Annotated in this window: 21 protein-coding genes; 14 read left to right on the top strand and 7 right to left on the bottom strand. The window is 72.1% G+C overall.

The genetic code is table 11. The annotated features are described in order from the left end of the window. Nucleotides 1–153 precede the first annotated feature (153 nt). On the bottom strand, nucleotides 154–1,638 hold the full coding sequence (locus tag AB0L40_RS11830; RefSeq protein ID WP_364353985.1) for a sugar transferase: 1,485 nt from the start codon (nucleotides 1,636–1,638) through the stop codon (nucleotides 154–156). A 195-nt stretch (nucleotides 1,639–1,833) separates the two neighbouring features. On the opposite strand from AB0L40_RS11830, the gene AB0L40_RS11825 reads away from it, so the two are divergent. After that, on the top strand, nucleotides 1,834–2,328 hold the full coding sequence (locus AB0L40_RS11825) for a sigma-70 family RNA polymerase sigma factor (RefSeq protein ID WP_364353982.1): 495 nt from the start codon (nucleotides 1,834–1,836) through the stop codon (nucleotides 2,326–2,328). Here the strand turns inward: AB0L40_RS11825 and AB0L40_RS11820 are convergent. Next, a complete protein-coding gene (locus tag AB0L40_RS11820) occupies nucleotides 2,312–2,539 on the bottom strand; it encodes a hypothetical protein (protein ID WP_364353979.1) in 228 nt (75 codons plus the stop codon). The genes AB0L40_RS11825 and AB0L40_RS11820 overlap by 17 nt on opposite strands. Then, on the bottom strand, nucleotides 2,536–4,530 hold the full coding sequence (locus AB0L40_RS11815; protein WP_364353976.1) for an O-antigen ligase family protein: 1,995 nt from the start codon (nucleotides 4,528–4,530) through the stop codon (nucleotides 2,536–2,538). Before AB0L40_RS11815 ends, AB0L40_RS11820 begins: the two co-directional genes overlap by 4 nt. Nucleotides 4,531–4,620: 90 nt before the next feature. Here AB0L40_RS11815 and AB0L40_RS11810 point away from each other — a divergent pair, with 90 nt between their 5' ends. The 5 genes from AB0L40_RS11810 (at nucleotide 4,621) to AB0L40_RS11790 (ending at nucleotide 9,634) form a co-directional block, all read left to right on the top strand. Beyond that, nucleotides 4,621–5,172 carry a hypothetical protein gene (locus AB0L40_RS11810; RefSeq protein ID WP_364353973.1) on the top strand — a complete coding sequence of 184 codons (552 nt, stop codon included), beginning with the start codon at nucleotides 4,621–4,623 and terminating at the stop codon, nucleotides 5,170–5,172. Beyond that, the gene (locus AB0L40_RS11805) at nucleotides 5,169–6,602 is read left to right on the top strand and encodes a hypothetical protein (protein WP_364353970.1); all 1,434 of its coding nucleotides are present in this window, start codon (nucleotides 5,169–5,171) and stop codon (nucleotides 6,600–6,602) included. The genes AB0L40_RS11810 and AB0L40_RS11805 overlap by 4 nt, the downstream gene beginning before the upstream one ends. Nucleotides 6,603–6,732: 130 nt before the next feature. Next, nucleotides 6,733–7,284, top strand: a complete 552-nt coding sequence (locus AB0L40_RS11800) for a hypothetical protein (RefSeq protein WP_364353967.1) — start codon at nucleotides 6,733–6,735, stop codon at nucleotides 7,282–7,284. A gap of 984 nt (nucleotides 7,285–8,268) precedes the next feature. Further along, on the top strand, nucleotides 8,269–8,829 hold the full coding sequence (locus tag AB0L40_RS11795) for a hypothetical protein (protein WP_364353964.1): 561 nt from the start codon (nucleotides 8,269–8,271) through the stop codon (nucleotides 8,827–8,829). A gap of 229 nt (nucleotides 8,830–9,058) precedes the next feature. Further along, entirely contained in the window at nucleotides 9,059–9,634 is a 576-nt protein-coding gene (locus AB0L40_RS11790) for a hypothetical protein (protein ID WP_364353961.1), read from the top strand. Here the strand turns inward: AB0L40_RS11790 and AB0L40_RS11785 are convergent. Further along, nucleotides 9,631–9,822 carry a hypothetical protein gene (locus tag AB0L40_RS11785; protein WP_364353958.1) on the bottom strand — a complete coding sequence of 64 codons (192 nt, stop codon included), beginning with the start codon at nucleotides 9,820–9,822 and terminating at the stop codon, nucleotides 9,631–9,633. The two genes, AB0L40_RS11790 and AB0L40_RS11785, sit on opposite strands and share 4 nt — an antisense overlap. Nucleotides 9,823–10,026: 204 nt before the next feature. Here AB0L40_RS11785 and AB0L40_RS11780 point away from each other — a divergent pair, with 204 nt between their 5' ends. Further along, nucleotides 10,027–11,142, top strand: a complete 1,116-nt coding sequence (locus AB0L40_RS11780) for a LuxR C-terminal-related transcriptional regulator (protein ID WP_364353955.1) — start codon at nucleotides 10,027–10,029, stop codon at nucleotides 11,140–11,142. Next, a complete protein-coding gene (locus AB0L40_RS11775; protein WP_364353952.1) occupies nucleotides 11,139–12,155 on the top strand; it encodes a helix-turn-helix transcriptional regulator in 1,017 nt (338 codons plus the stop codon). The genes AB0L40_RS11780 and AB0L40_RS11775 overlap by 4 nt, the downstream gene beginning before the upstream one ends. 37 nt (nucleotides 12,156–12,192) lie before the next feature. Here AB0L40_RS11775 and AB0L40_RS11770 read toward each other — a convergent pair whose 3' ends face one another. Together AB0L40_RS11770 and AB0L40_RS11765 are read right to left on the bottom strand one after the other, a co-directional pair. After that, nucleotides 12,193–12,459, bottom strand: a complete 267-nt coding sequence (locus AB0L40_RS11770; protein WP_364353949.1) for a type II toxin-antitoxin system RelE/ParE family toxin — start codon at nucleotides 12,457–12,459, stop codon at nucleotides 12,193–12,195. Continuing rightward, nucleotides 12,456–12,731 carry a type II toxin-antitoxin system Phd/YefM family antitoxin gene (locus AB0L40_RS11765; RefSeq protein WP_364353946.1) on the bottom strand — a complete coding sequence of 92 codons (276 nt, stop codon included), beginning with the start codon at nucleotides 12,729–12,731 and terminating at the stop codon, nucleotides 12,456–12,458. Before AB0L40_RS11765 ends, AB0L40_RS11770 begins: the two co-directional genes overlap by 4 nt. Before the next feature lie 260 nt (nucleotides 12,732–12,991). Between AB0L40_RS11765 and AB0L40_RS11760 the strand changes: the two genes are divergently transcribed. Continuing rightward, nucleotides 12,992–13,333: a hypothetical protein gene (locus tag AB0L40_RS11760; protein WP_364353943.1), complete on the top strand. Its 342-nt coding sequence runs from the start codon at nucleotides 12,992–12,994 to the stop codon at nucleotides 13,331–13,333. After that, nucleotides 13,327–13,611: a hypothetical protein gene (locus AB0L40_RS11755; protein WP_364353941.1), complete on the top strand. Its 285-nt coding sequence runs from the start codon at nucleotides 13,327–13,329 to the stop codon at nucleotides 13,609–13,611. The genes AB0L40_RS11760 and AB0L40_RS11755 overlap by 7 nt, the downstream gene beginning before the upstream one ends. 90 nt (nucleotides 13,612–13,701) lie before the next feature. Here the strand turns inward: AB0L40_RS11755 and AB0L40_RS11750 are convergent, their stop codons facing one another. Then, entirely contained in the window at nucleotides 13,702–14,697 is a 996-nt protein-coding gene (locus AB0L40_RS11750) for a hypothetical protein (RefSeq protein WP_364353939.1), read from the bottom strand. A gap of 165 nt (nucleotides 14,698–14,862) precedes the next feature. On the opposite strand from AB0L40_RS11750, the gene AB0L40_RS11745 reads away from it, so the two are divergent. From AB0L40_RS11745 to AB0L40_RS11730, 4 genes are all read left to right on the top strand, one after another. After that, entirely contained in the window at nucleotides 14,863–16,560 is a 1,698-nt protein-coding gene (locus tag AB0L40_RS11745) for a DUF1800 family protein (protein ID WP_364353936.1), read from the top strand. 37 nt (nucleotides 16,561–16,597) lie between these two features. Then, complete coding sequence (locus AB0L40_RS11740) at nucleotides 16,598–17,959, top strand: DUF1501 domain-containing protein (RefSeq protein ID WP_364353933.1); 1,362 nt, start codon at nucleotides 16,598–16,600, stop codon at nucleotides 17,957–17,959. Nucleotides 17,960–18,160: 201 nt separating this feature from the next. Further along, a complete protein-coding gene (locus AB0L40_RS11735; RefSeq protein ID WP_364353930.1) occupies nucleotides 18,161–18,556 on the top strand; it encodes a hypothetical protein in 396 nt (131 codons plus the stop codon). A gap of 283 nt (nucleotides 18,557–18,839) precedes the next feature. Continuing rightward, complete coding sequence (locus tag AB0L40_RS11730) at nucleotides 18,840–22,034, top strand: hypothetical protein (RefSeq protein WP_364353927.1); 3,195 nt, start codon at nucleotides 18,840–18,842, stop codon at nucleotides 22,032–22,034. Nucleotides 22,035–22,109 lie beyond the last annotated feature (75 nt).

Below are 22,109 nucleotides of genomic sequence, written 5' to 3'. Positions count from 1 at the left end.
GACCTCTACGGGAGCCATTTGGACCGCATTTTCGGTGGGTCCCGGCTCAGGGCACTAGCCTTTTGGAACGTCCCGTCGGGTCGGACTCGCCACACGCCCAACATGGGACGGGTGCTGGAGGACAACGCGGAGGCCATGGGATGTGCCCGCGCATTAGCGAGCGCCTCGACCTTGGAGCACAGCGGGCAGGGTCTGAAGGAGAAGTTTCACGTCCCCCCAGAGCGACCAGTTGTTCACGTACACGTAGTCGAGCTTCACCATTTCCTCGAAGGGCACGGATTTGCGTCCGAGAACCTGCCAGAGGCCGGTCAGCCCGGGCGTGATGTCGAGCCTCCCGCGGGCCCAACCGCCGACGCGCGCATCGTCGCGGACGGAGAGCGGGCGTGGGCCGACGAGGCTCATATGGCCGACCAGCACGTTCCAGAGCTGTGGCAGCTCGTCGAGACTCGTGGAGCGCAGGACCCGGCCGACGCGGGTGACCCGCGGGTCGTCCTCGATCTGGAGCCAGTGCGGGTCACTGCTGCGTGCCATGAGCTGCTCGACCATGGCGTCCGCGTCGGGAACCATCGTGCGGAACTTCAGGAGCTCGAAGCGCTGCCCGCCGCGGCCGATGCGGGCCTGGCGGAAGAAGACGGGGTCGGAGGAGTCCAGCCGCACGGCGACAGCGATCAGGACCATCAACGGGAAGAGTGCGACCAGCCCTAGGCCTGCGCCGACGATGTCGAGCGCCCGCTTCATCACCCGCGCGGTCATGGACAGCGCCGGCGGCTGCAGCGAGATGACCGTCGCGCCCTGGACCGCGTCGATCGCGGCCCCCATGCCGACGACGTCGAAGTGCTCGGGGAGCACGGTGAGGCTCACGTTCGCCCGCCGGCTCCAATGCAGGAAGTCGCCGACGGACGTGTCGCTGAGATCGCGGGTCGAGAGGAGGACCCGGTCGACGAGATCCTCCACGACCAGGCGATCGAGCTCCGGGAGGGTGTCATCCCCGCGCTTGTCGTGGACCCACTGTGCCGGAACCGCGACGTGGTCGACCACGCGGATGTCCGAACGCGCCGCCAGGGCCCGGCTCACCGTGCTCGTGGTGCTCCCGGTCCCGACGAGCAGCACGCGCTCCGCGCCGACGACCCGGGTCAGGAGATGCCGGACGATCGTCCGGAAGAGCGGCAGCAGCAGGAGGGCGGCGGCGAAGAGCTCGGACAACGGGGTCCCGAGATCGCTCACGCCCCAGACGCTCAGCCAGGCGAACGTCGACGCCGTCGCGACCAGCGCTGCGTGGAAGACCTTCGGCAGCTCGTTGAGGGTCGACGTCGTCACGAATCGCGGAAAGCGCGGGTACAGCCCGTACAAGTGCAGGGTCGCCGACCACAGGGGGACGACCCCGAAGAGGACGAGGATTGATGGGCTACCGTCGTCGCGCAGGTTGGTGAACACCAGCAGCGTCGTGAGCGGGATCGCGATGGCGAGGGCGTCGCCGCCGACCAGGAAGACCTGGCGGATGCGGCCGCGCAGGCGACGACGACGAGCAGCGAGCTTGGCGACCGCGGAGCCGGTCAGCTCGTGGTCTCGGGCACGTGGCGAGACGGGCGTCTGGGTGGAGATGGAGAGGATTGGTCGGAACCGGGAGGAGGCGGTCAAGAGTTGGTGTGTCTGGGGGACACTTTGGACGTGCGACGGCGGGCGGGACTGTAGCGGGTTACACCGTGATCTCAAGGTAATGCTGGCCACGAGCGCGACCATCGCTCGAACGCACAGGTCGGCGTTGCCTCGTTTGGCCCCACGGACACAATCGAGACGGCTACCGACGCTATCCTGCGCCGTTCGAGTTGCTCCGTGCTGAACGTCCACGACCTCTACGCGAGTCATCTGGACCGCGTCTACGCGTTCTTCGCCTATCGCGTCCACAATGCCGCAGACGCCGAGGACCTCACCTCCGCGACGTTCGAGCGCGTAGTGAGACATGCATCGCGGTTCGATCCGGAGCGGGCCAGCGTGACGACCTGGATCTTCTCGATCGGCGAGAACGTGCTGATCGATCACTACCGGCGCCAAGGCCGGCGCGACGAGCGGGACTTCGTCGAGGACGACGACCGGTGGCGGGCCCCCGAGGACCGTCCCTCGATCGGACTGTCGCCCGAGCTGCAGGCGGCGATCGAAGGGCTGTCGGACCGCGAGCGCCGGGTCATCGGCCTGCGCTTCGGGGCGGATCTGTCCGGCCGCGAGATCGCCACGCTGGTCGACGCGACCGAGGCGAACGTCCACCAGATCCTGTCGCGCGCGCTGCGGCGGATGCGCGAGCAGATCGGCGACGTCAGCTCGGCACGTTGAGCGCGAGCACCAGTGCCAGCGCCAGCAGCGCCGAGCCGCTCAGGACGAGACCGGCGGAGCGTCGCCGCAGCGCCCGGTGCTGGAGCGCCAGCCCGATCCGGCCTCGGACGCGCCGGCGGAGGCCGGTGCTGGGGAGCGGCTGCTCCGCGGCGAGGCGATCGGCGAGGGCCTGCTCGCCGGGATCGAGGCTGGGGTCGTCGTCGGTGCTCATGGCTTCAGCAGCGAGGATTCCGGGTTCAAGCGGCGCGCCCGACGGTAGGCTGCGACCGCGGCCTCGGTCTCGCCTCGGGCGGTCGCGATGCGCGCGATCAGGAACCACGGCCGCCAGTCCTCCGGGGTGCGCGCCGCGGCGCGGCGACCCGAGGCCTCGGCGGCGGCCAGGTTGCCCGCCTGCTCCTCGACGACAGCGCGCTGCAGGGCGGGGGAGGCCGCGAAGCCGGCGGCGGACTCTCCACGCGATGCCTCGGCGATCGCGCCGGCCAGGTCGCCGCGGCTGGCGGCGTCGCGGCTGGCGTCGACCGCCTGCGGAGCGACGAGCGACAGCGCGAGGGTGGCGATCGCGGCGACGGACACGACGGTGATCCCGCTCGCGGCCGCGAGACGGCGGACTCGCCGTCGACGTGGGTCGCCGGTGGGGGCGTCCTGGGGCGGAGCATCCCCGGGTTGGCCCAGGGACACCGCGGCGAGTGTCAACCCGGCGACCATCAGTGCGCCGAGTTGCCAGTTCCAGTCGACGAGCAGTGCGAACGCGAACGCCACGAGCGCCGGGACCACGAGCACCGGGTCCTGCATGGTCGAACGGCGCCGGCGGACGGCGGCGACGGCCCCGGCACCGATGGGGAGCCCGATGAGAAGGGCGAAGAGCGCTCCGCCGATCAGCCCCGTCTCCGCCAGGAGCTCGAAGAGCTCGGAGTGGGCGTTGCGGACGAAGCCCGTGTCCCCGCGGCGGGGGTTCCACCACGACTCCCACGAACCGAGGCCGATGCCCGAGAGCGGCTCGGCCTTCAACGCGTCGATGGCGCCGGACCACATCTGGTAGCGGCCGTTGCCGCTGACGCTCGAGAGCCGGTCCGCGCTGTTGGCGGTCTCGGCCGTGGCCGTCACTTGGCGGTCGCGGAACCGGTCCCAGCCGTGGGAGAGCTCGCCCGGCGCGTCGAGGGCGGCCGCGACGCCGACGACGGCGACGACGACGAGCGTGGCGAGGGCGAGCGCGCCACGCCCGCGGGGGCGCGGGAAGCGGGGAGTCCACAGGGCGCGGTCGGCGCTACGGAGCCCGGCCTGGACCAGCGCGAGGCCGGCGGTGGCGACGAGCAGCACGACAAAGACCCGGCGTCCCGCGTCTGACTGCGCGGCACCCCCGGTGACGTCGGTCAGGGCGTCCGGGCGCAGGCCGGCCAGGAGGACCGCCGCGGAGCCGACCGCGGCGGGCACGGCCGTCCGGACGACGAGGAGGCGGGGCGCGACGAGCACGAGCGTGGCGGCGACGCCGAGGACGGCCGCCCCGATGCCGCCCCGGGACAGCGTGTAGGCGATGCCGAGCACCAGGGCCGGTACCGGCGCGATGGCCGCAGCAGAGGACCAAGCCGTCTGGGCACGACTGGAGAGGGCGAGCGCGAGGGGGATCCCCATCGCGGCGGCCGCCGCGATGCCGTTCCAGTAGTTCAGCGGCCAGGCGAGCCGGGTGCGGGTCGACTGCAGGAACTCACCGGTCTGAGTGGCGCTCGGCACGAGGTCCGGGAAGAGGCGCGTCAGCACCGCGGCGACGACGATGGCCGTCAGCCCCGCGAGCACGCCGCCGGCGAGGCCCCGGGCCTGGCCGGCGCGGACGGCGCTCATGCCCAGCAGCAGGCTGCCGCCCGCCACAACGAGCCGGGCGACCTCGGTCAGCCCCCGCTCGGTGTCCGTGCTCTGCGTTAGCGACAGGGCACCCCACGCCGCCAAGGCTCCCACCGCGGCGATCGCCGTCCATCCGGTCCGGGTCGGCCGCGGGCGGGGGAGGGCATCGGTCAGGAACCCGACGAGCAGCAGCCACCACAGGGCGACGCCGTACCCGGCGACGGCCTCCACCGGGTAGCCGCCACTGCTGAACCCCAGCAGCACGACTGGGCCACACCCGGCGACGAACGCGGCGACCGCCGGGGTCAGCCGACGGAGCTGGTCGAGGGCGACGGGCAGCGTCGCCGTGGTGGAAGCGGTGGGCATCAGATGCAGGTACGCGCGTGGCGGGACGAACCTGACGAGATCCGGCGCGATGCGCGTCAGGATCATGGCGGGTCCGGCGTATGGAGTCGCGTGAAGGTTCCCCGCCTCGTCATGATCGCCGTGCTGGCGTCGCTCTTCCTCCCGGCGTTCGCGTCGGCGCAGGACGTCGCGCCGCCCGGCAACTCCGCGGTCGACCAGTACCGCGAGTCCGCGCCGCCGGCCTCGCCGGGGAGCAAGAAGCTCAGCGGGTCGCGCAAGCGCGCCCTCGACGCGGAAGGCCGCGACGGCGCGGCGCTCGCGGCGGTGCTGGAGAAGAACGGCGGCATCCCGAGCGCGAAGCCGTCCGGCGGGGCGGCGTCCGGCGCCTCGCCCTCGAGCGGGGGCGCCTCGTCCGGCGGAAAGGGGTCGGAGGGATCGGGGTCCGGCGGATCCTCGAGTTCCGGGGACCCGGGAGTCGCGAGCGCCGGCTCCCCGGCGGCAGGGCCCGAGTCGAAGACGGATGCACCGTCGGAGAAGAAGACCTCCACGACGGACGCCGCCGCGTCGAGCACGGTCGGTCCGCTGCCCGTCTGGGCGATGCTGATCGCCGCCGTGGTGGTCGTGGGGATCGGGCTCGTCGTCCGCCGCCGCCCGTCCGCATGATCGGCGTCGACCGCGGCGGGCGACTCGCCCGGCGGCTGCTGTCGGTCCTCGCGCTGCTCCTCGTCGCCGGGGGCGCGGCCGAGGCCCGGGCGGCGAGCACGACGCTGCAGACCGGGTTCATGGACAACGCGGTGCTGAAGCTCCCCGACGCGGACCGCAATGCGTGGCTCGGCCGCGCGAAGAGCGTCGGCGCGTCGGTGATGCGTATCAACCTCCGCTGGGACGACGCGGCGCGCGTCCGGCCGGGGCCGGGCGCCGGAACGGACCCCACATGGGTCGGCTACGACTTCGCGCTCGTCGACGCCCAGGTCCGCAGTGCGACGGCCGCCGGCATGTCCGTGCTGCTGAACGTCGGGCGGGCGCCGGCGTGGGCCCAGGAGGGCGGACGACCGAAGTCGTTCTCCGCCACCACCGGGGCCTGGAAGCCCGATCCGTACGCCTACAACGAGTTCATGACCGCGGTCGCGCGCCGGTACTCGGGGACCGTGGCCGACCCCCTCGTCGCGGGACGGACCCTGCCCAAGGTCGAGAACTTCCAGATCTGGAACGAGCCGAACCTCAACCTCTACCTCGGGCCGCAGTACGAGAACGGCAAGCCGTTCGCGCCGATCCGTTGGCGGGAGTTGCTGAACGCGGGCTACGCGGCGGTGAAGGCCGTGCAGCCGGGCGCGAACGTCGTGGCGGCTGGGCTGGCGCCCTTCGGGGATCCGGTATCGGCCAACGCCCCTCGCACTCGCCCGGTGGCGTTCCTGCGCTCCGCGCTCTGCCTCGACAGGGCGCTCAAGAAAACGTGCTCCGACGTCACTCGCGCCGACACGTTCTCGTTGCATCCCTACGCGGTCGACCGGCCCAGTCGCTCGGCGTACGACGCCGACGACGCGACGGTTCCGGACCTGAGCCGGATCACGACGGTCCTGAAAGCCGCCCGTGCCGCTCGGACCGTCGGGCCGAAGCTCCCGCGCACCTGGGTGACCGAGGTTTCGTACGACTCCTCACCGCCGGACCCGAAGGGCATTCCGCTCGCGACGCGGGCCCGCTATATCAGCGAGGTCATGTGGCGCACCTGGCGGGCCGGGGCCGAGAAGGTCATCTGGTACCTGATGCGCGACGACGCGCCGACGCCGAGCTTCGCGTCCACCTACCAGTCCGGGATCTTCTACCGCGACGGTCGGCGCAAGAGCGACGCCCGCGCCTTTCGGTTCCCGCTATTGGTCACCGGTTCCAACGCGAAGCGGATGAACGTCTGGCTCCGTACGCCCTCAGCGGGGACGACCGCCGTCCAGGTCCGCCGCGGCGGGAAGTGGGCGACGGTGAACAAGGGCAAGCTGCCCGTCAACGGCGTCGCTAGCGTCAAGGTTCCACGAAGCGAGGTCACGGCGGTTCGGGCCATCTCGGGCAAGGCCACGAGCTATGTGTGGACCGTCAAGTAGGGCAGATCCAGCGGATCTGTCAGGAAACGCTGGGTAACGGCGTACAACCGCTCGACTCACTACCAGTCGTCACGCCCCCTCTGGTGCGGCGACGTCACCTCGGAGCCCCTGCATGAACAAAAAACTTGCCGTGTCCGCCACCCTCGCCGCGATCGTCGGCGGCAGTTCGGCCGCCGCCATCGCGAGCGCGGCCGATCCGTACGACCCCTACAACCCGTACACGACGACGACGTCCACGACGCCGACGACGCCGACGACGCCGACGACGCCGACGACCACGACGACCACCACCCCGACCCTCCCTCCGGTCCTGCCGAAGCCGATCGAGGTGACGAACTCGACGGTCAGCCAGTTCCTCAGCAAGCTGAGCAAGACCCGGTTCACCAATCGCACACGGGTCACGGTCAGCGTCAAGGGCGCGATCCCCGGCAAGTACACGGTGACGATCTACCGGCAGGGCACCAAGCGTCGGATCGCGTCGGCCAGCACGACGCTGGGTGGCACCACCGTCCAGCCGGTGAAGCTGGTCCTCAAGACGACCAAGTCCGGCCGCGCGTACCTGCGCTCGTACAAGCGCGCGCATCCCAGCAAGAAGACGATCCGGGTCACGCAGGTCGTCACGCTCAAGCCCCCGACGGGCAAGACCGTGACGCGCAAGCGGTCGATCATCGTCCGCCTGTAGCAGCCGCAACACGCGCGACCGCAGGACCGACGCCCCCGCCACCGCGGGGGCGTCGCTCGTTCTCGGCAACCGGCGATGACGCGGCGCGGGGCCTCGGCGGTCTGCTCCTGGGACCCGAGTGCAGAGTCACCCGCCAACGGCTCCCCCCGCGTTCGGACGGTGCTGGGTTACGGCAGCCCATCGCCAGCGCCCGTGCCTCGTACCGCCCGAGATCAGCTGCGGCGACCATCGCAAAGCGAGCAACTCCTCGACGACCATGCGATGCTGCGCGTTTTCTCTAAACCTCTTCACGATCGATCAGCGACAGCGACCTCGGCGACCGCCGCGAACCGCTCCATCGTCCATCACCCTGCTCTCGCTTCGTGAGATGGCCCTGGCGGGCCGCTCTCAAGATGACGTGCACCCACCGAGTGAGACGCGACATCTGTGACAGGAAGGGCGCACCTCACGTGCTCGCACAGGCCGGAGCCAGTGGTGAAAAACGATGGTCCGCTGGAGACGGTGTCGTCGGTTTCTGAAATGCTAAGCCGTCTCCGAAACATTCAGCTCCCGCGAGTTTCAGGACCCGCACGCGCGGGAGTCACGCTTTCGATCTGGAGGCTCGGCCGGTCCTCCCCCATCTCGTCGAGATCGCCGGTCTGATCTCCGAACGCGAAGTCGCGGTGCGATCGCTTACTAAGCAGATCGACACCGCCCGCATCAGCGGTCGGCTCTTCTTTCACAGTTCGGAGCCCGGGCCGAGTTCGAACGCGACTTCGTACTTGCACGTACCCATGCTGGCCTCGGCACGGCCGGGGCCCGTAGGCGGCAGGGCAGCGCATCCCTGCCGCCGATCTCGCAATCCACCGATCAGCTGACCTGCGCGACACCAACGTCGCAGACGGCTCAGCGGTCCGCCACTTGGCGGATAGCCATGGCGGCAAAGGCCTCGTACGTTGATTGAGTCCCCCCGCCGATCGCCACTTCCCATACCGAGGCCCAACCATGATCGCTGCCCACCGGCGGACCACGCCGTTCCTCATCGCGGTGCTCACCGCCATCGTCGCGCTCCTGTCTCTCACGGGTCCAGCGGTCGTCGGCGCGCAAACGGCCGACGATCGGAAAATCGCGAATGCCCAGCGCAAAGTCGCGCAGCTCGAGCGGAAGGTCGCGTCGGACCAGCGGCTGATCGACAGCGCGAATCGCTTTGTCGAGAGCGCGAAGCGGGGCGTCGGCACGGCGGAGCGCGCCGTCGGCACCGCTCAGCGTGCGGTCGCCACTGCGCAGCAGCGCGTCGGGCGCGCTAGCGCAAAGCTCGAGGCGGATAAGGCGAAGGGTCGCCCGGACCGAACGATCTCGAACGATCAGAAAGCCGTCGCCCGCGCCGAGAAGAACGTCGTCCGCGCCCAGACACGGGTCACGAAGGCCGAGGGCCGGGTCACCAAGGCCCAGGGCCGGGTCACCAAGGCCGAGGCGCGCGTGCAGAAGCAGGTCGACAAGCGCGACGCCGATCAGGCCAAACTTGAGGAGGCACAGAGCGAGCTCGACGCGCTAACCGCCGCCTGACGACCGAGGCTCCGGAGGAGGTCCGCCCCACGGCGGACCTCGCGGCCCCGAATCTGTTCCAACGGCGACCGGCGGGCGACCTACTTGTCGGCAGACCCCGTCGCCCAAACGAAAACGACGAGCTAGGCCTGGCCGAGTGTCGAACGGGTTTGGAATCGACCCGAGACCTCCCTACGATTCGTGCTCCCCATCGTCCCCGGGCGACCCGACGCCCGGGTTAGGAGCCCCCATGAACAAACAGATCGCCCTGTCCGCGACCATCGCCGCCGTGGTCGCCGGCGGCTCGGCGGCCGCCATCGCCAGCGCCGCGGACCCGTACGACCCCTACAACCCGTACACGCCGACGACCACCCCCACCACCACGCCGACGACGCCGACGACGCCGACCACCCCAACGACGCCGACGACGCCCACCACCCCGACGCTGCCGCCGACCCTGCCCTCGGCGACCAAGACGGCAAGCGACGCGGCCAAGAAGTTCGGCGTCGCCATCGGCAAGGTCAAGGGCGTCTCGCGGCGCACGAAGATCAGCGCCACGATCAAGAAGACGACGCCGGGCAAGTACACGGTGACGATCACGCGCAAGGGATCCAAGTCGCGCCTCTTCTACGGCAGCAAGACGGTGACCGGGACGACGCTGAAGTCCGTCAAGGTGTCGCTCAAGAGCACCAAGGCGGGGCGCTCGTACCTGCGGTCGCTCAAGCGCCGCGGCAAGAAGACCTACACGGCCAGCCTGTCGGCGACGTTCAAGCCGAAGACCGGCAAGGCCGTCACGCGCAAGCGCTCGGTGAAGCTCAAGCTCTAGCGCGGTGAGCGGGACGCCGCGGCCGGTCGCCCCGCGGGGCTACCGGCCGCGGCAGTGTCTCGTAGCTCGACCGACACCGTCTGCGCCGTGCGTCGGTGCTCCTCGGTGACGATCTTGCGCCGGACCAGCGGTGACCCGAAGTCCTCGAAGGCGAGGATCACCGAGAGCATCAGGAACGTGACCGCCACGGCGGCCGCGCCGACCTCGCGCAGGTTCTCGCGGCTGACGGTCCCATCCGTGTCCTTGCTCCGACTGTGACCTGGGGCACCCTCGGCGGTCGTCCCACCCAATCGGATGGCCGAGACCCTCCACCCGGGCGGTATCGAGGGTAACGCCGCTCACGGAACGCCCGAGACCCCCGCCATAGGGTCCAGGGATGGACGGCGGCCCGGATGCGTGACCCCGAACCGGTCGAGCGCACGACGTGGACCTCGGAGTTCACCACGGTGGAGCGTCGGGCGCAATCGCTGCTCGATCGCGGGTCGCTCGGGGCCGGCGACGGCGAGGCCGTCGCCGTGCGGCGGGAGCTGTTGCGGCTGGTCGACGAGCTCTGCGACGCGACGCCCGAACGCCCGGCGGTCGACGACCCGGCACCCTGGCTGGCGCGGACCTCGGAGCTCCTGGGCCGCCTGGTCGACTTCGAGCGTGACCTGGGGTTCCGGACGCTGGAGACGATCGCCGAGACGCTGGACCGCGTGCCGCAGGACGGCTCGCCGCACGCGTTGATCGACGACGCACCCGCGGGTCTGTGTCGCGCCTGCGGCCTGGACCGGGCGATGGTCTCGCGCGTCCAGGGCTCGTCGTGGCTCCCCGAGCGGCTGTACGTCGCCGACGTCGCGCACCCGACGAACCTCGCGCTGGCCGCGTTCATCCGGGACCTGCGGATCCCGATGCAGGAGGCCGAGGTCGAAGCGGACCTCGTGCGCCGCCGAGCCCCGGCACTGGTCGCGGATCCGCAGGCCGACGCCCGGACCTTCCGGCCGCTGATCTCGGTCTCGGGCTGCGTCGGCTACGTGGTCGCGCCGATCGTGACCGGCGCCGGTGTCGTCGGCCTGCTCCACGGCGACACGTTCGCGTCCGGGCGCCCGTTGACCGTCTCGGACCTGCGCAACACGCAGGCGTTCGCCGACGGGCTCGGCGTCCGCTTCGAGCGCGCGGTCCTGGCCCGCCGCGCCGAGACGCACCTCGAGTCCTTCCGGGTCGCGTCGGCGCAACTGGACTCGACGCTCGCGCGCCTCGCCAACGCCCCGGCCGGCTCCGACGACTCGCGTGCCGGCGTCGAGGCGCGGGACGCGCGTCACGGCGTCGAGCGGCTGACCCAGCGCGAGCTCGAGGTGCTCGGGCTCTTCGCGTCGGGGCGATCCATTCGCGAGGTCGCCCGCCTCCTGGTCCTCTCCGAAGCGACGATCAAGTCGCACTCCAAGAGCATCATGCGCAGGCTCAACACGTCCAACCGCGCCGAGTCGGTGTCCCGGTACGTGCTCGATCGCCGGGGGCGCGGCACGTGACCGTCCTCGACCCGACGGTCGATCAGGGAACGCGCCGGCTCTCCGAGATGGTCGCCGAGATCATGGATCTCGAGACCCGGATCTCCGCCCTCGGAGCGCGGGACCGCGCGTGGAGCATCGACCGGCCGACGTCGGCGGAGAGCGCGTCGCGCGCCGCGCGTCTCTTGATCGAGCGCGCGCTGCGGGCGGTCGACGACGCCCCGGCCGGAACACCGCAGGCCGGAGCGCTGATCGGACTGTCGGGGCGCCTGCATCGCCTCGTCGACGATCTCGCGGATCTCGAGCGTCACCTCGGGCAGCGGCGCGTCGCGCAGACCATCCAGACGCTGCGCCGGCTCTACCGCGTGAGCAGCGCGTCGGAGCTGCTCGAGACGGTCTGCGTCCTGGCCGTCGAGAGCCTCGGCTTCTCGCGAGCGGCGCTGTTTCGCGGGCGCGCCGGTCAGTGGGAGCACTGGGTCAGCCACGGGTACCGACCCGGAACGGCACCCGAGCGCCCGGACGTCGATCGGCCCGGCACCTCGAGCGCCACGATCGTCCTGGACGGGCAGGCCCTCGGGCTGCTCACCGCCGATCGCCGGCTCCGTGGTGGCGGTGGCGACGCCCCCGCGTTGTCGGCGTTCGCCGTCGGTGTCGGTCACACGGTCGCGCTCATCACCGCGAACGAACGGCTGCGCCTGCAGCGCGAGCACCTCCGGCGGTTCGCCGTCGACAGCGCCGCGGCGGCAGCGGTCCCGGCCGATCAGCCGCTGGAGTTCTCGCGCGCCGGCCACGAGCCGGACGAGCCCCCGGCGTCGACGGGATGCAGCGACGTCGGGGCCCTGACGCTCCGGCAGCGCCAGATCATGGACCTCGTCGTCCAGGGCGGTTCGAACGCCTCGATCGCCCGCGAGCTCGGGCTGACCGAGGGCACCATCAAGTCGCACGTCAAGAACATCCTCCGGTGCCTGCGCGCGCGCAATCGCACGGAGGCCATCGGGATCTACCTCGCGTACGACGGTCCCGACGAGCGGTGAGGTGGCTTTGCCGGTCTGCCTCGGGAGGGTTCGTCGGTCAGCGGCGTCGTTGGTAGACGTCGCGGCGGTGTTCGAGCTGGAGGACGAGGACGAGCAGTTCGTCGTCGTGGATCTCGTAGACGATGCGGTAGTCGCCGGTGCGGACCCGCCACTCGCCGGCGCCGCCGACAAGTCGGGTCGCGGCCGGCGGGCGTGGGTCGTCGGCGAGCAGCTCGAGCGCGCCCTGGATCCGTCGGCGGATCTGCGGGTCGTGCTTGCGGAGCTGGGGGGCGGCGGCTGGAGCGAGCGTGATGCGGTAGGTCACGTGAGGCCGAGGTCAGCCTTGACCTGCTCCCACGGAATCGGCGTCTCACCGGTCGCTCGCATCTCTTCGCGTGCCTGTTCGGCAGCCCGGATGTCGGCCATGTCCTCGGCGAGCGCCAGGAGGTGGTCGAGGTCGTCGGCGTCGATCAGTGCTGCGACGCGCCGACCACGACGCGCGAGATAGACCGGCGCGTGCTCGACGCCGACGCGATCGATGATCGACGACAGTTGGCGGCGGGCTTCAGAAACGCTGATCGACGAGGCAGACGACACCCCGTAAACGTACGTGAAGGAGCCGGAATGTACAACACGGCGGTAATTGTACGTCCGGCGGCCCAGCCTCATAGAACAACAACGACGTCGCGGTGCTCGTCAACCAGGCCGGGAAATGCTCTCGGATCAAGCCGACAACGCCAGGAAGGGTCTCTCCCGGAACGGATAGGACCTGAGGACCCCTCCCTGCGGATGGACCGTGGTATCCGATCGGGGGAAGACCCGGTCTGCACCGTCTCGCCCGGATGTAGGTTGCCGCCGTGCCGCAGACGAGTCAGACGTCACATCCCGACCGCGACGTCACGGCGATGACGCACATCGGCCGGCGCATCACCGAAGGGCTGCTCGCTCGACGACGAGGCTGCAGGGTCGGGTTCGACGGCTGGTCCGCCGCCCTGCAACTGGCGGCCGACCTGACGCACGACCACCGCGAGGTCCTGCGCATCGCCGACGAGATCCACGCCACCGCGGGACTCCTCACGACGCGGGCGATGATCCGCTTCTACGCGCGGTCCGCGAGCTCGACGGTCGAGGCGTGCTCCGTGCAGGCCCTGCTCACGGGCATGGTCCTCGAGGTCGACGATCCGAGTCACCAGTGCTGACGTCGAGCGGCCTCGACCCGCACTCGACCCGGATCACGTCACCGGATCTGCAGAGCGCGCGCTCGATGGTCGCCTCGCTGGTGCGGTTCGAGGGCTTCCACATCACCCTCACGGTGTGCGACGACGAGATCGTTCGCGTGGCCAGTGGCACGCCTTCGGAGATCCTCCGAGAGCTCGAGGCCTGCAGCGAGTCGACGACGATCACCCAGATCACGAGCGTCCTGGCGGCCACCCGGACGCCGCCGGCCGGTCTCCGTCTCGTGGGCTGGTGGGGCTGAGCGGCGACCTCGTAGGCGCGACCCCCGTCGGGCGGGGGTGCCCGGACCTAGCGTCGTGAGCGGGACGCTGCGGCCGGTCGCCCCGAGGGGCTACCGCCGCGGCAGTGTCTCGTAGCTGGAGCGCAGCGGGTAGGTGCTGTTCGGCGAGCGGACGACGACTTGGTAGTTGCGGCGGGCGTGCTGGCCGTTGGTGGCGTCGGTGAAGACGACGACGTTCCGGCCGGCCTTCGCGCAGCGCGGGGTCCAGCGGACGACCTTGGTGCCCGAGCGGCGCTTGACGCGGACCTCGACGGTGATCGGCGCCGCGCGGCGCATCGTCACGAGGACCCGGCTGCCGCGCTTGCCACGGGGCTTGACCTGGACGCTGTAGAGCGGGCTGTTGCCCTTCTTGCCGCTGCCGGCGCCCGGGCACGTCGTGAGGTCGACCTTGGAGCTCCCGGAGGACCCCGAGCCCTCCGTGGTGCTGCCGGTGCCGACCGGGGCGGCCGTGTCGGTGCGGGAGACGCTCTTGCAGCCGCTCACCACGTCGAGGGTGTCGGCGCTGATCTTCCCGGCGTAGCCGGCGGCGCAGACGATCCGCTCGCGGCAGCCGTCGGCGGCCTGGACGGCGCCCTTGCCCGGGCCCAGGCGGACGGCCAGCGGGATCCACGCGCACAGCCCGCTGCCGCCGTCGGGCTTGGTGTTGAACATGATCAGCGAGGACTCGCCGGCGCGCGCCGCGTCGATCGTGAGGTCGCGGAAGAGGCGCATGTCGCAGCGCCACGACGCGTCGTCGTTGCCGGTCGGCGGGCAGCCCTCCGGGCCCGCCGTCAGCGGGGCCTTGTGGTCCACGAGCCAGATGCAGGGCACCGACGAGCCGGCGAAGACGCCGCCGGCGAGCGGGTCGGCCGCGCAGCGCAGGTGGGGGAGGACGTTGATCGAGTCGCTGGTGCCCTCGAGGGACCAGTGCAGCGACTGGGTCCCGTCGGCGTTCTGGACCGCGGTCAGGGGGGCGGTCGGGGCTGACGCGGCCGCCGGACCCGCCGCCAGACCGGCCAGGGCCAGCAGCGCGACGGTGAGGAGCGCGAGGGCGCGTGGACGCAACACCGGGCCACGGTACGCCATGACCGTCCGGATCGGCGACATTCGACGGGTGTTCGGCCGCCGGCGCGCCGCGGTCGCCGCCGGCGGTATCAACCTTCCGTCTGCCCGCCCGCCGGCCGTTCGTCCGCTCGGCTGTCGGATCCGGCGGGGGAGCCGAACGATGCGGGCATGGCCACCACCGCGTCACGACTCCGCGCGGAGCGCGCCCGGCGTCGCCGCCTGGCGCGCGCACGGGAGAAGGAGCGCAAGCGCCTCGCCGCCTGCCGGAAGAAGGCGCGCAGGCGCGGCACCTCGCTCGCGGCCTGCAAGACGCCGACGGCGAAGAAGACGCCGGCGTCGACGACCCCCGCCAAGCCGGCCAAGCCGGCGATCGGTGCACGACCGGCGCCGACCCTCCCATCGATCGTCGTGCCGTCGAAGCCCGTCGCGGGCCCGGCCGCGCCGAGCCCCGCGCAGCCCGTGTCGCCGCCGGTCGTCCCGATCGGCCCGGACGTCCCGACGCCCGCGACCCCCACGGCGCCGACGACGCCGTGGGGCCCCGTGACGTTCGGGCGCGCCCAGGCGACGCGGCTGCTCTGGCGCGCCGGCTTCGGGCCCCGGCCCGGAGATATCGACCGCCTGCTCGCGCTCGGTCTGGACGGCGCCGTCGAGTCGCTGCTGAGCCCGGGGCCCGCGACGCTCTCCGGGCCCGCGCCCCGGACCCAGACCGGCCGGACCCTGGATCCCGCGAACCAGTGGGGCGACGACCAGCTGTGGTGGCTGGACCGCATGGTTCGGTCCGACCAGCCGCTGGTCGAGCGGATGACGCTCGTCTGGCACGACTGGTTCGCGACCTCGCGCAACAAGGTCAACTCCGCCGTCGCGATGCTGGCGCAGAACGCGACGATGCGGGACGGCGCCCTCGGCTCCTTCCCCGACCTGCTGAAGGCGATCACCCGCGACCCGGCGATGCTCGCCTACCTCGACGGCTACGACAACCGGCGCGGCCACGTCAACGAGAACTACGGCCGCGAGGTCATGGAGCTCTTCACGCTCGGGACCGGCCGCGGCGCCTACACCGAGCAGGACGTCCGCGAGATCTCCCGCGCCTTCACCGGCCTGACCGTCGTGAACAACCCGGACGCCAGCTTCTCGTCGACCTTCGTCCCCGGCAACGCCGACACCGCGAGCAAGACGATCTTCGGCAAGACCGGGGCGTTCGACTGGCAGGACGCCTGCCGGCTGCTCGTCGAGCACGAGCAGCACCCGTCGTTCTTCGTCGCGAAGCTCTGGGCCGCGTTCGTCCCGACGCCGCCGGACGCCGCCACCCAGGCCGAGCTGCAGCGGATCTACCTGGCGAACGACCGGCAGATCAAGCCGGTGCTGCGCGCGATCCTCTCGCACCCCGACCTGCACCACGGGCAGGCGATGGTGAAGCCCCCGGCGGTCTTCATCGCCGGGCTCCTCCGGGCGCTGAACCGCGGGATCGACGTCGACTACTGGTCGTGGATCCTCGACCTCTGCGGCCAGGTGCTGTTCTCGCCGCCGAACGTCTCGGGCTGGGACGACACGCGGTGGATGAACTCCGCGACCTGGCGCGGGCGGTTCTCGGCGGTGGCGGTCGCGATCGACCCGCTGGCGCTCGTGCCGTGGGCCGCCGACGTCGTCCAGTCCGTGACCGAGACGCCGGAGGCCGCGGTCGACCGGGCGCTCGCGTTCTGGGGGAACCCGCCGATCACGGCCGACAACCGCGAGACGCTGATCCACCACGCGCAGGAGGCGGCGCTCACGCCGACGACGCTCTCGTGGCCGCGTCCCGGGCTCGCGCTGCGCCAGAACGGCCTGCGCCTGCTCGTCGGCAGCTCCTCCGACGCCCAGACCTCGTGAGCCCCCGGCCCGCCGAGACCCCCGACCCCCGGATCCGATGAGCGACCGCACGACCACCTCCTGCTCGGGCTTCACCCGCAGCGAAGCGATCCGCATGGGCGCCGCGCGCGCCGGCGACGGCCTGCCCGCGATCGAGCCCGGGATGCCGACGCCCGCCGGCACCGGCCTGACCCGCCGCGGCCTGCTGCTGCGCGGCGCCGGGATGGCCGTCAGCGTCTACGGCGCGTCGAAGCTCGGCGTCGACGCGCTCGAGGAGGGCGTCGCCCGCGCGGCCGCCACCCCGGCGGGCCGGGTCCTCGTCTCGATCTACCTGCCGGGCGGCATCGACGGGATGAGCGTCCTGGCGCCGACCGGCGACCCCCGCTACGCGACGCTCCGACCGACGCTGAAGGTCACGAGCGGCACCGCCCACAGCGTGGACCGTGGCCTGACCTGGGCACCCGCGGCGTCGGCCCTGGCGACCCTCGACGGCGAGGGCAAGGTCGCCGCGGCTCCCGCGATCGGCTACACCGGTGCGGACCAGTCGCACTTCACGTCCCGCCACTTCTGGGAGACGGGAGACGTCGGGTTCAGCTCCTCCTACGGCTGGCTCGGCCGCTACCTCGACCAGCACGGCGACGACGGCAACCCGCTGCAGGGCCTCAGCCTCTCGGGCAGCCTGTCGCCGGCGCTCGCGGCGGCGGAGGTCCCCGTCGCGGCGGTCGCCGACCCGTTCGACCTCGGGCTCTGGACGCCGGGGATGTGGGGCGACGCGCTGCCGCCGTTCTACGACGCGCTGGCCGACCTCGGCGCCCTGCCGACGAGCGACCCCCAGCTGCGTACGGTCCGCGTCGCCGCGGCCCAGGCCGAAGGCGTCCGGCGGCAGCTGTCGGGGATGGCGGGCGCGACGCCGGCGACGTCCTCCTACCCGGCGGGCGACTACGGCCGGCGGCTCTCGGCGCTCGCGGGCCTGATCGACGACGACCTGCCGCTGCGCTGCGTCACCGTCGACGCGCCCGGCGGCTACGACACCCACGACAACCAGGCCGCGGCCCTCCCCGGCCTGCTGAAGCAGACCTGCGACGGGATCCTCGCCTTCCAGCGGGACCTCGAGGCCCGCGGGATCGCCGATCGCGTCCTCGTCCTCGTCTGGAGCGAGTTCGGCCGCCGGCCGCAGCAGAACCAGACGGGCACCGACCACGGGGCCGCGGGCGTCGGGTTCGTCGTCGGCAAGCAGGTCCGCCCGGGCCTGCTGGGCGAGTTCCCCGGCCTGGCGACGCTCGACGCGACGGACAACCTGCGGTCCACGATCGACTTCCGCAGCGTCTACTGCGGGGTGCTCGAGGAGTGGTTCGGGGTGGACGCGGGCCCGCTGGTGCCGGGGGCGGCGGGATTCGCGCGGCCCAGCCTGTTGGCCTGACCGGGGTGCTGCCGCGCCCGAGGCCGCGCTCGCAGGGGCGCTGCCGGCGGGGTCTGCACTTCCCCGAAGGCGGCTTCGGCAAACGCGCATCGAACACGCATCCGGTTGCGGGAATGCGCGGGTGTGGTCCTAGTATGGGGTGCGGCGCAGGCGTACAGTGTTCACATGGGTCGGCGGACCACGGGAGTCTCTACCGCGCCCGTGGTCGGAACCACGGGTCTGCTGGCCGCGGCCGCGCTCGCTGGGTGCGGGGGAGGTGCACCGAACCTCCGGTTCGCCGAGCAGCGGGTCCTCGCCGAGTACGGGCTTCGGCTGCAACAGAAGACGGGGTCGTCGGACGAGGCCGTCCGCTCCGTGACGTGCACGGCGACGGGACCGAAGCGCGCCACGTGTGCCGCCACCGTCGAGGGAGCGCCGGTGTCCGGCGTGATCGACGTGGTCGTCCATCTGCCGGGCAACGACGTGCTCCTCTGGCGCGCCGACGACCAGGTCGGCGGTCACGGGACGGAGTCGGTGACGAGCGAGGCGGCGCGTCTGGCCGCCGAGCGGGAGGGGGCGGCTTCGGACGCGGGTGCGGGGGTGGCGTCGGTGCGGTGATCCCGTCGGCGGGTTGCCGGACGACGCACGTCGGCGAACACTGTACTGGCCGCTACCGGTCGCTCCACTGGCCACATGGGGACTGGTGAAAAGCCGCAGATCGGAGTACATTCCCCGCGTTCGACCACAAGTCGAATGGACATATGGTCACGGGTCCCCCGATCGCGGCCGTCCTCATTGAGATCCCAGGAGCGTCACGTCCGTGACTCGTCCCCCCTGCTCTGACGACCCCCGAAGCGACGCGCGGCCACGGCCCGACACGGTCACGCCCAGGCCCGCCGCCGTGCCGCGATCACGCCGGCTGCGCCGGCGGGTCGGCCTCGCCGTCGCCCTCGTGAGCGGCGCCCTCGCCGGCCTGGCCGGCGCCGCCCCGGCCCTCGCGGCGCCCGGATCCCCGGGCGTTCCCGGTGCCCCCGCGACCGTCTACACCGAGAACTTCGAGAACGGCACGGGCACGACGGCCGTCGCGCTGGAGAACTACGTCGGCGCGCCGCCCCTCGGGGCGGAGTACACGGCGGCCGCGACGCCGGCGGGCGGCTGGCTTTCGGCCGGCAACACGTGCAACGGCATCATCCTGTCGAACACCTTCACCGGCAACGGCGGCATCGCCTGCGCCAACTACCCGCAGATCCGGACCCTCGCGGCCACGCTCGGCGCGCTCAACGGCTCGGCCGTCCCCGACGACAACCACGTCGTCTCGGCCTACACGGCCAACGACCCGGGGGTGGACAGCGTCGAGTTCCGCACCACGACGGACATCCCGCTCGCGGCGACCACGAAGCGGTTCCTGACCTTCTCCGTCAACGCCGCCGCCATCAACTGCAAGGCCGGCGGCGGGGGAGGCTCGCCGAGCCCCGGCGCGCCGCTCTACAAGTTCTACCTCGTCGATCCGGCGGCGCCGGGCGTCGAGGTCCCGACGTTCACCCAGCCGATCAACCCGTGCCCGGCCGTCGGCGGCTCGGGCAGCGGCGAGTTCCCCTCCGACGGCTCGGTGCTGTTCGACGGGTCGTCCGTCGGCATCGTGATGCGCAACGGCAACGGCAGCGGCATCGGCAACGACGCGGCGTTCGACGACATCAAGATCCTCGACGTCACGCCCCAGCTGGACCAGAAGATCGGGCCGGTCTCGACCGTCTCGCCCGGCGGCACGTCGACGCTGACCTACACGATCACCAACACGAGCGAGAAGGCCGCGAAGACCGGCTGGTCGTTCAGCGACGAGCTCGGCGACGGGCTCGAGTTCGTCGGCACCCCGACGACCACCTGCAGCGTCGGCACGCCCGTCGTCGCGGGCGGCACGCTCTCGATGAGCGGCGGCGCGCTCGACGCCGGGCAGACCTCCTGCACCGTCACGATCACCGTCAAGGCGAACGCCGCCGGCCCGCACGACAGCGTGCCCTCGGACTTCAGCGTCACCGGGCTGGACCTGCCGGCGAAGACGACGCTGACGGTCGTCCCGCCGGTCGCGTGCTCCGTGTCGACCGCGTTCGTCGCGCAGAACGCCCCCACGCAGCTCAACGCGCTGAAGTACGGCAGCGGGTCGGCGACGTTCGTGCCCGTCGGGCCGGCCGGTCCGTCGACGTACAACGCCATCGGCTACAACCCGAAGGACGGCCTGATCTACGGGATCGACGGCGGCGGCAGCGACCTCGTGCAGGTCGACGGCACCGGCGCGGTCCACGACCTGGGGTCCGCGGGCGCGGCGGCCGCGAACGCCGGCGCGTTCGACGCCGACGGCACGTTCTACACGACGAGCTCGGCCGCGACGACGCTCTACGCCACCGACGTCGTCGCGCTGACGTCGACGTCGAAGCCGCTCACCCAGGCCTCGACGGCGGACTTCTCGTTCGTCGGCACGTCGCTCTGGGGCGCCGCCACCTACGGGGGCGCCGCGAAGCTCGTGCGGACCGATCCCGCGACCGGCACGGTCACCCGCTTCGACCAGACCGCGCTGCCCGACGGCGTCGGCCCCGGCGCGGCGTGGACGTTCGTGAACGGCGACCTCGGCCTCAGCGACAACGCCACCGGCAAGATCTACCGCGTCCGGATCACGAACCCCGACGGCGTGACCCCGACGTTCAAGCTGATCTCCGTCACGAACGGCCCGGCGACGACGAACAACGACGGCACGTCCTGCACGGGCGACCCGGTCGACCTCGGCATCGAGAAGACCACGCCCGCGGCGGTCGACGCCGGCGGCACGATCACGTGGACGCTGACGGTCACCAACCGCTCGGCGACGCCGAGCTCCGGCTACACCGTCACCGACGACGCGCCCGCGGGCGTGACCGCCGTCGCGACCACGACGCCGGGCTGCTCCGTCACCGGCGGCACGGTCACGTGCACCGAGGGCGAGCTCGCCGCCGGCGCGTCGTTCGTCGTCACCGTCACCGGCCAGGCGCCGGGGACCTACGACACGAAGGTCACCAACACGGCGTCCGTGCTGGGCAACGAGCCCGACCCGGCCGCCGGCAACGACAGCGCGACGGCGGACACGACGACGTCGTCCCCGCCGGAGGTCGTCCTGAACGGGCCCGACCCCGGCACGAAGCTGACCGTCGGCGGCAAGACGCCGGTCGACTTCGATTGCCGCAAGGGCGCCGCGCCGCTGGACTGCACCGGCACGGTGACGCTGCCCGACGGCTCGACGGTGTCGGTGCCCGACGGCAGCGACCTGCCGACGACGATCCCCGGCGTCTACACGATCACCGCCCAGGTGGTCGACGCGCTCGGGACGACGAAGACGGTCACGCGCACCTACGAGGTCTTCGCGCCCCCGACCGTCACCATCGGCGGTCCCGCCGACGGCGGCCGGATCGACGCGGGGACCCCGACGACGGGCACGTTCACGTGCGACGCGCCGGCCGGCCTGGGGTCCTGCACCGCGACGGTGACGCTCCCGGACGGCTCGGTCGTGCCGCTCGCGGACGGCGGCGCGCTGCCGACGACGGTCCCGGGCACATACACGATCACGGCGAAGGTGATCGACGCGCTCGGCGTCGAGCGGACGGTCACGAAGACGTACGTCGTGGTCGCGCCGCCCGCCCCGGCGCCGCCCGCGCCCCCGGCCAAGCCGGCCCCGGCGCCGAAGCCCGCGCCGGGCGTCCTCGCGGTCACCAAGTCGGTGTCCAAGAAGACGCTGCGTCCGGGTCAGTCGACCCTGATCAAGGTGCGGGTGCGCAACACCGGCGGGACGACGCTGCGCAACGTCCGCATCTGCGAGGCGATCCCCGCGGGCCTGCAGTACGTGTCCGCCAAGCCGAAGTCGACGCTCGAGAAGGGCCAGCGCTGCTGGACCATCAAGACGCTGAAGCCCGGCCAGAGCGCGTCGGTCACCTACCGCGCGCGGGCGCTGAACCGCCCGGGCCGCGTCGTCACCCGCAGCACGGGCCGCGCGACGGGCGTGAAGGCGGACTCGGCGACCGCCGGCGTCCGGATCCTGCGCGCCCCGGTGCGCGGGGGCGGCGTCACGGGGTAGGACCGGCAGGGCGGGCGCGATCCGCGAGACGCTGATCAACCCGACCCGCCCGATGCCGTCCTTCGCGGACCTCGG

It is taken from the genome of Patulibacter sp. NPDC049589 (assembly GCF_040675535.1).
Classification (GTDB): domain Bacteria; phylum Actinomycetota; class Thermoleophilia; order Solirubrobacterales; family Solirubrobacteraceae; genus Patulibacter.
The sequence above is the reverse complement of the archived record's forward strand: the minus strand, read 5'-3'. Positions and strand labels throughout refer to the sequence as shown.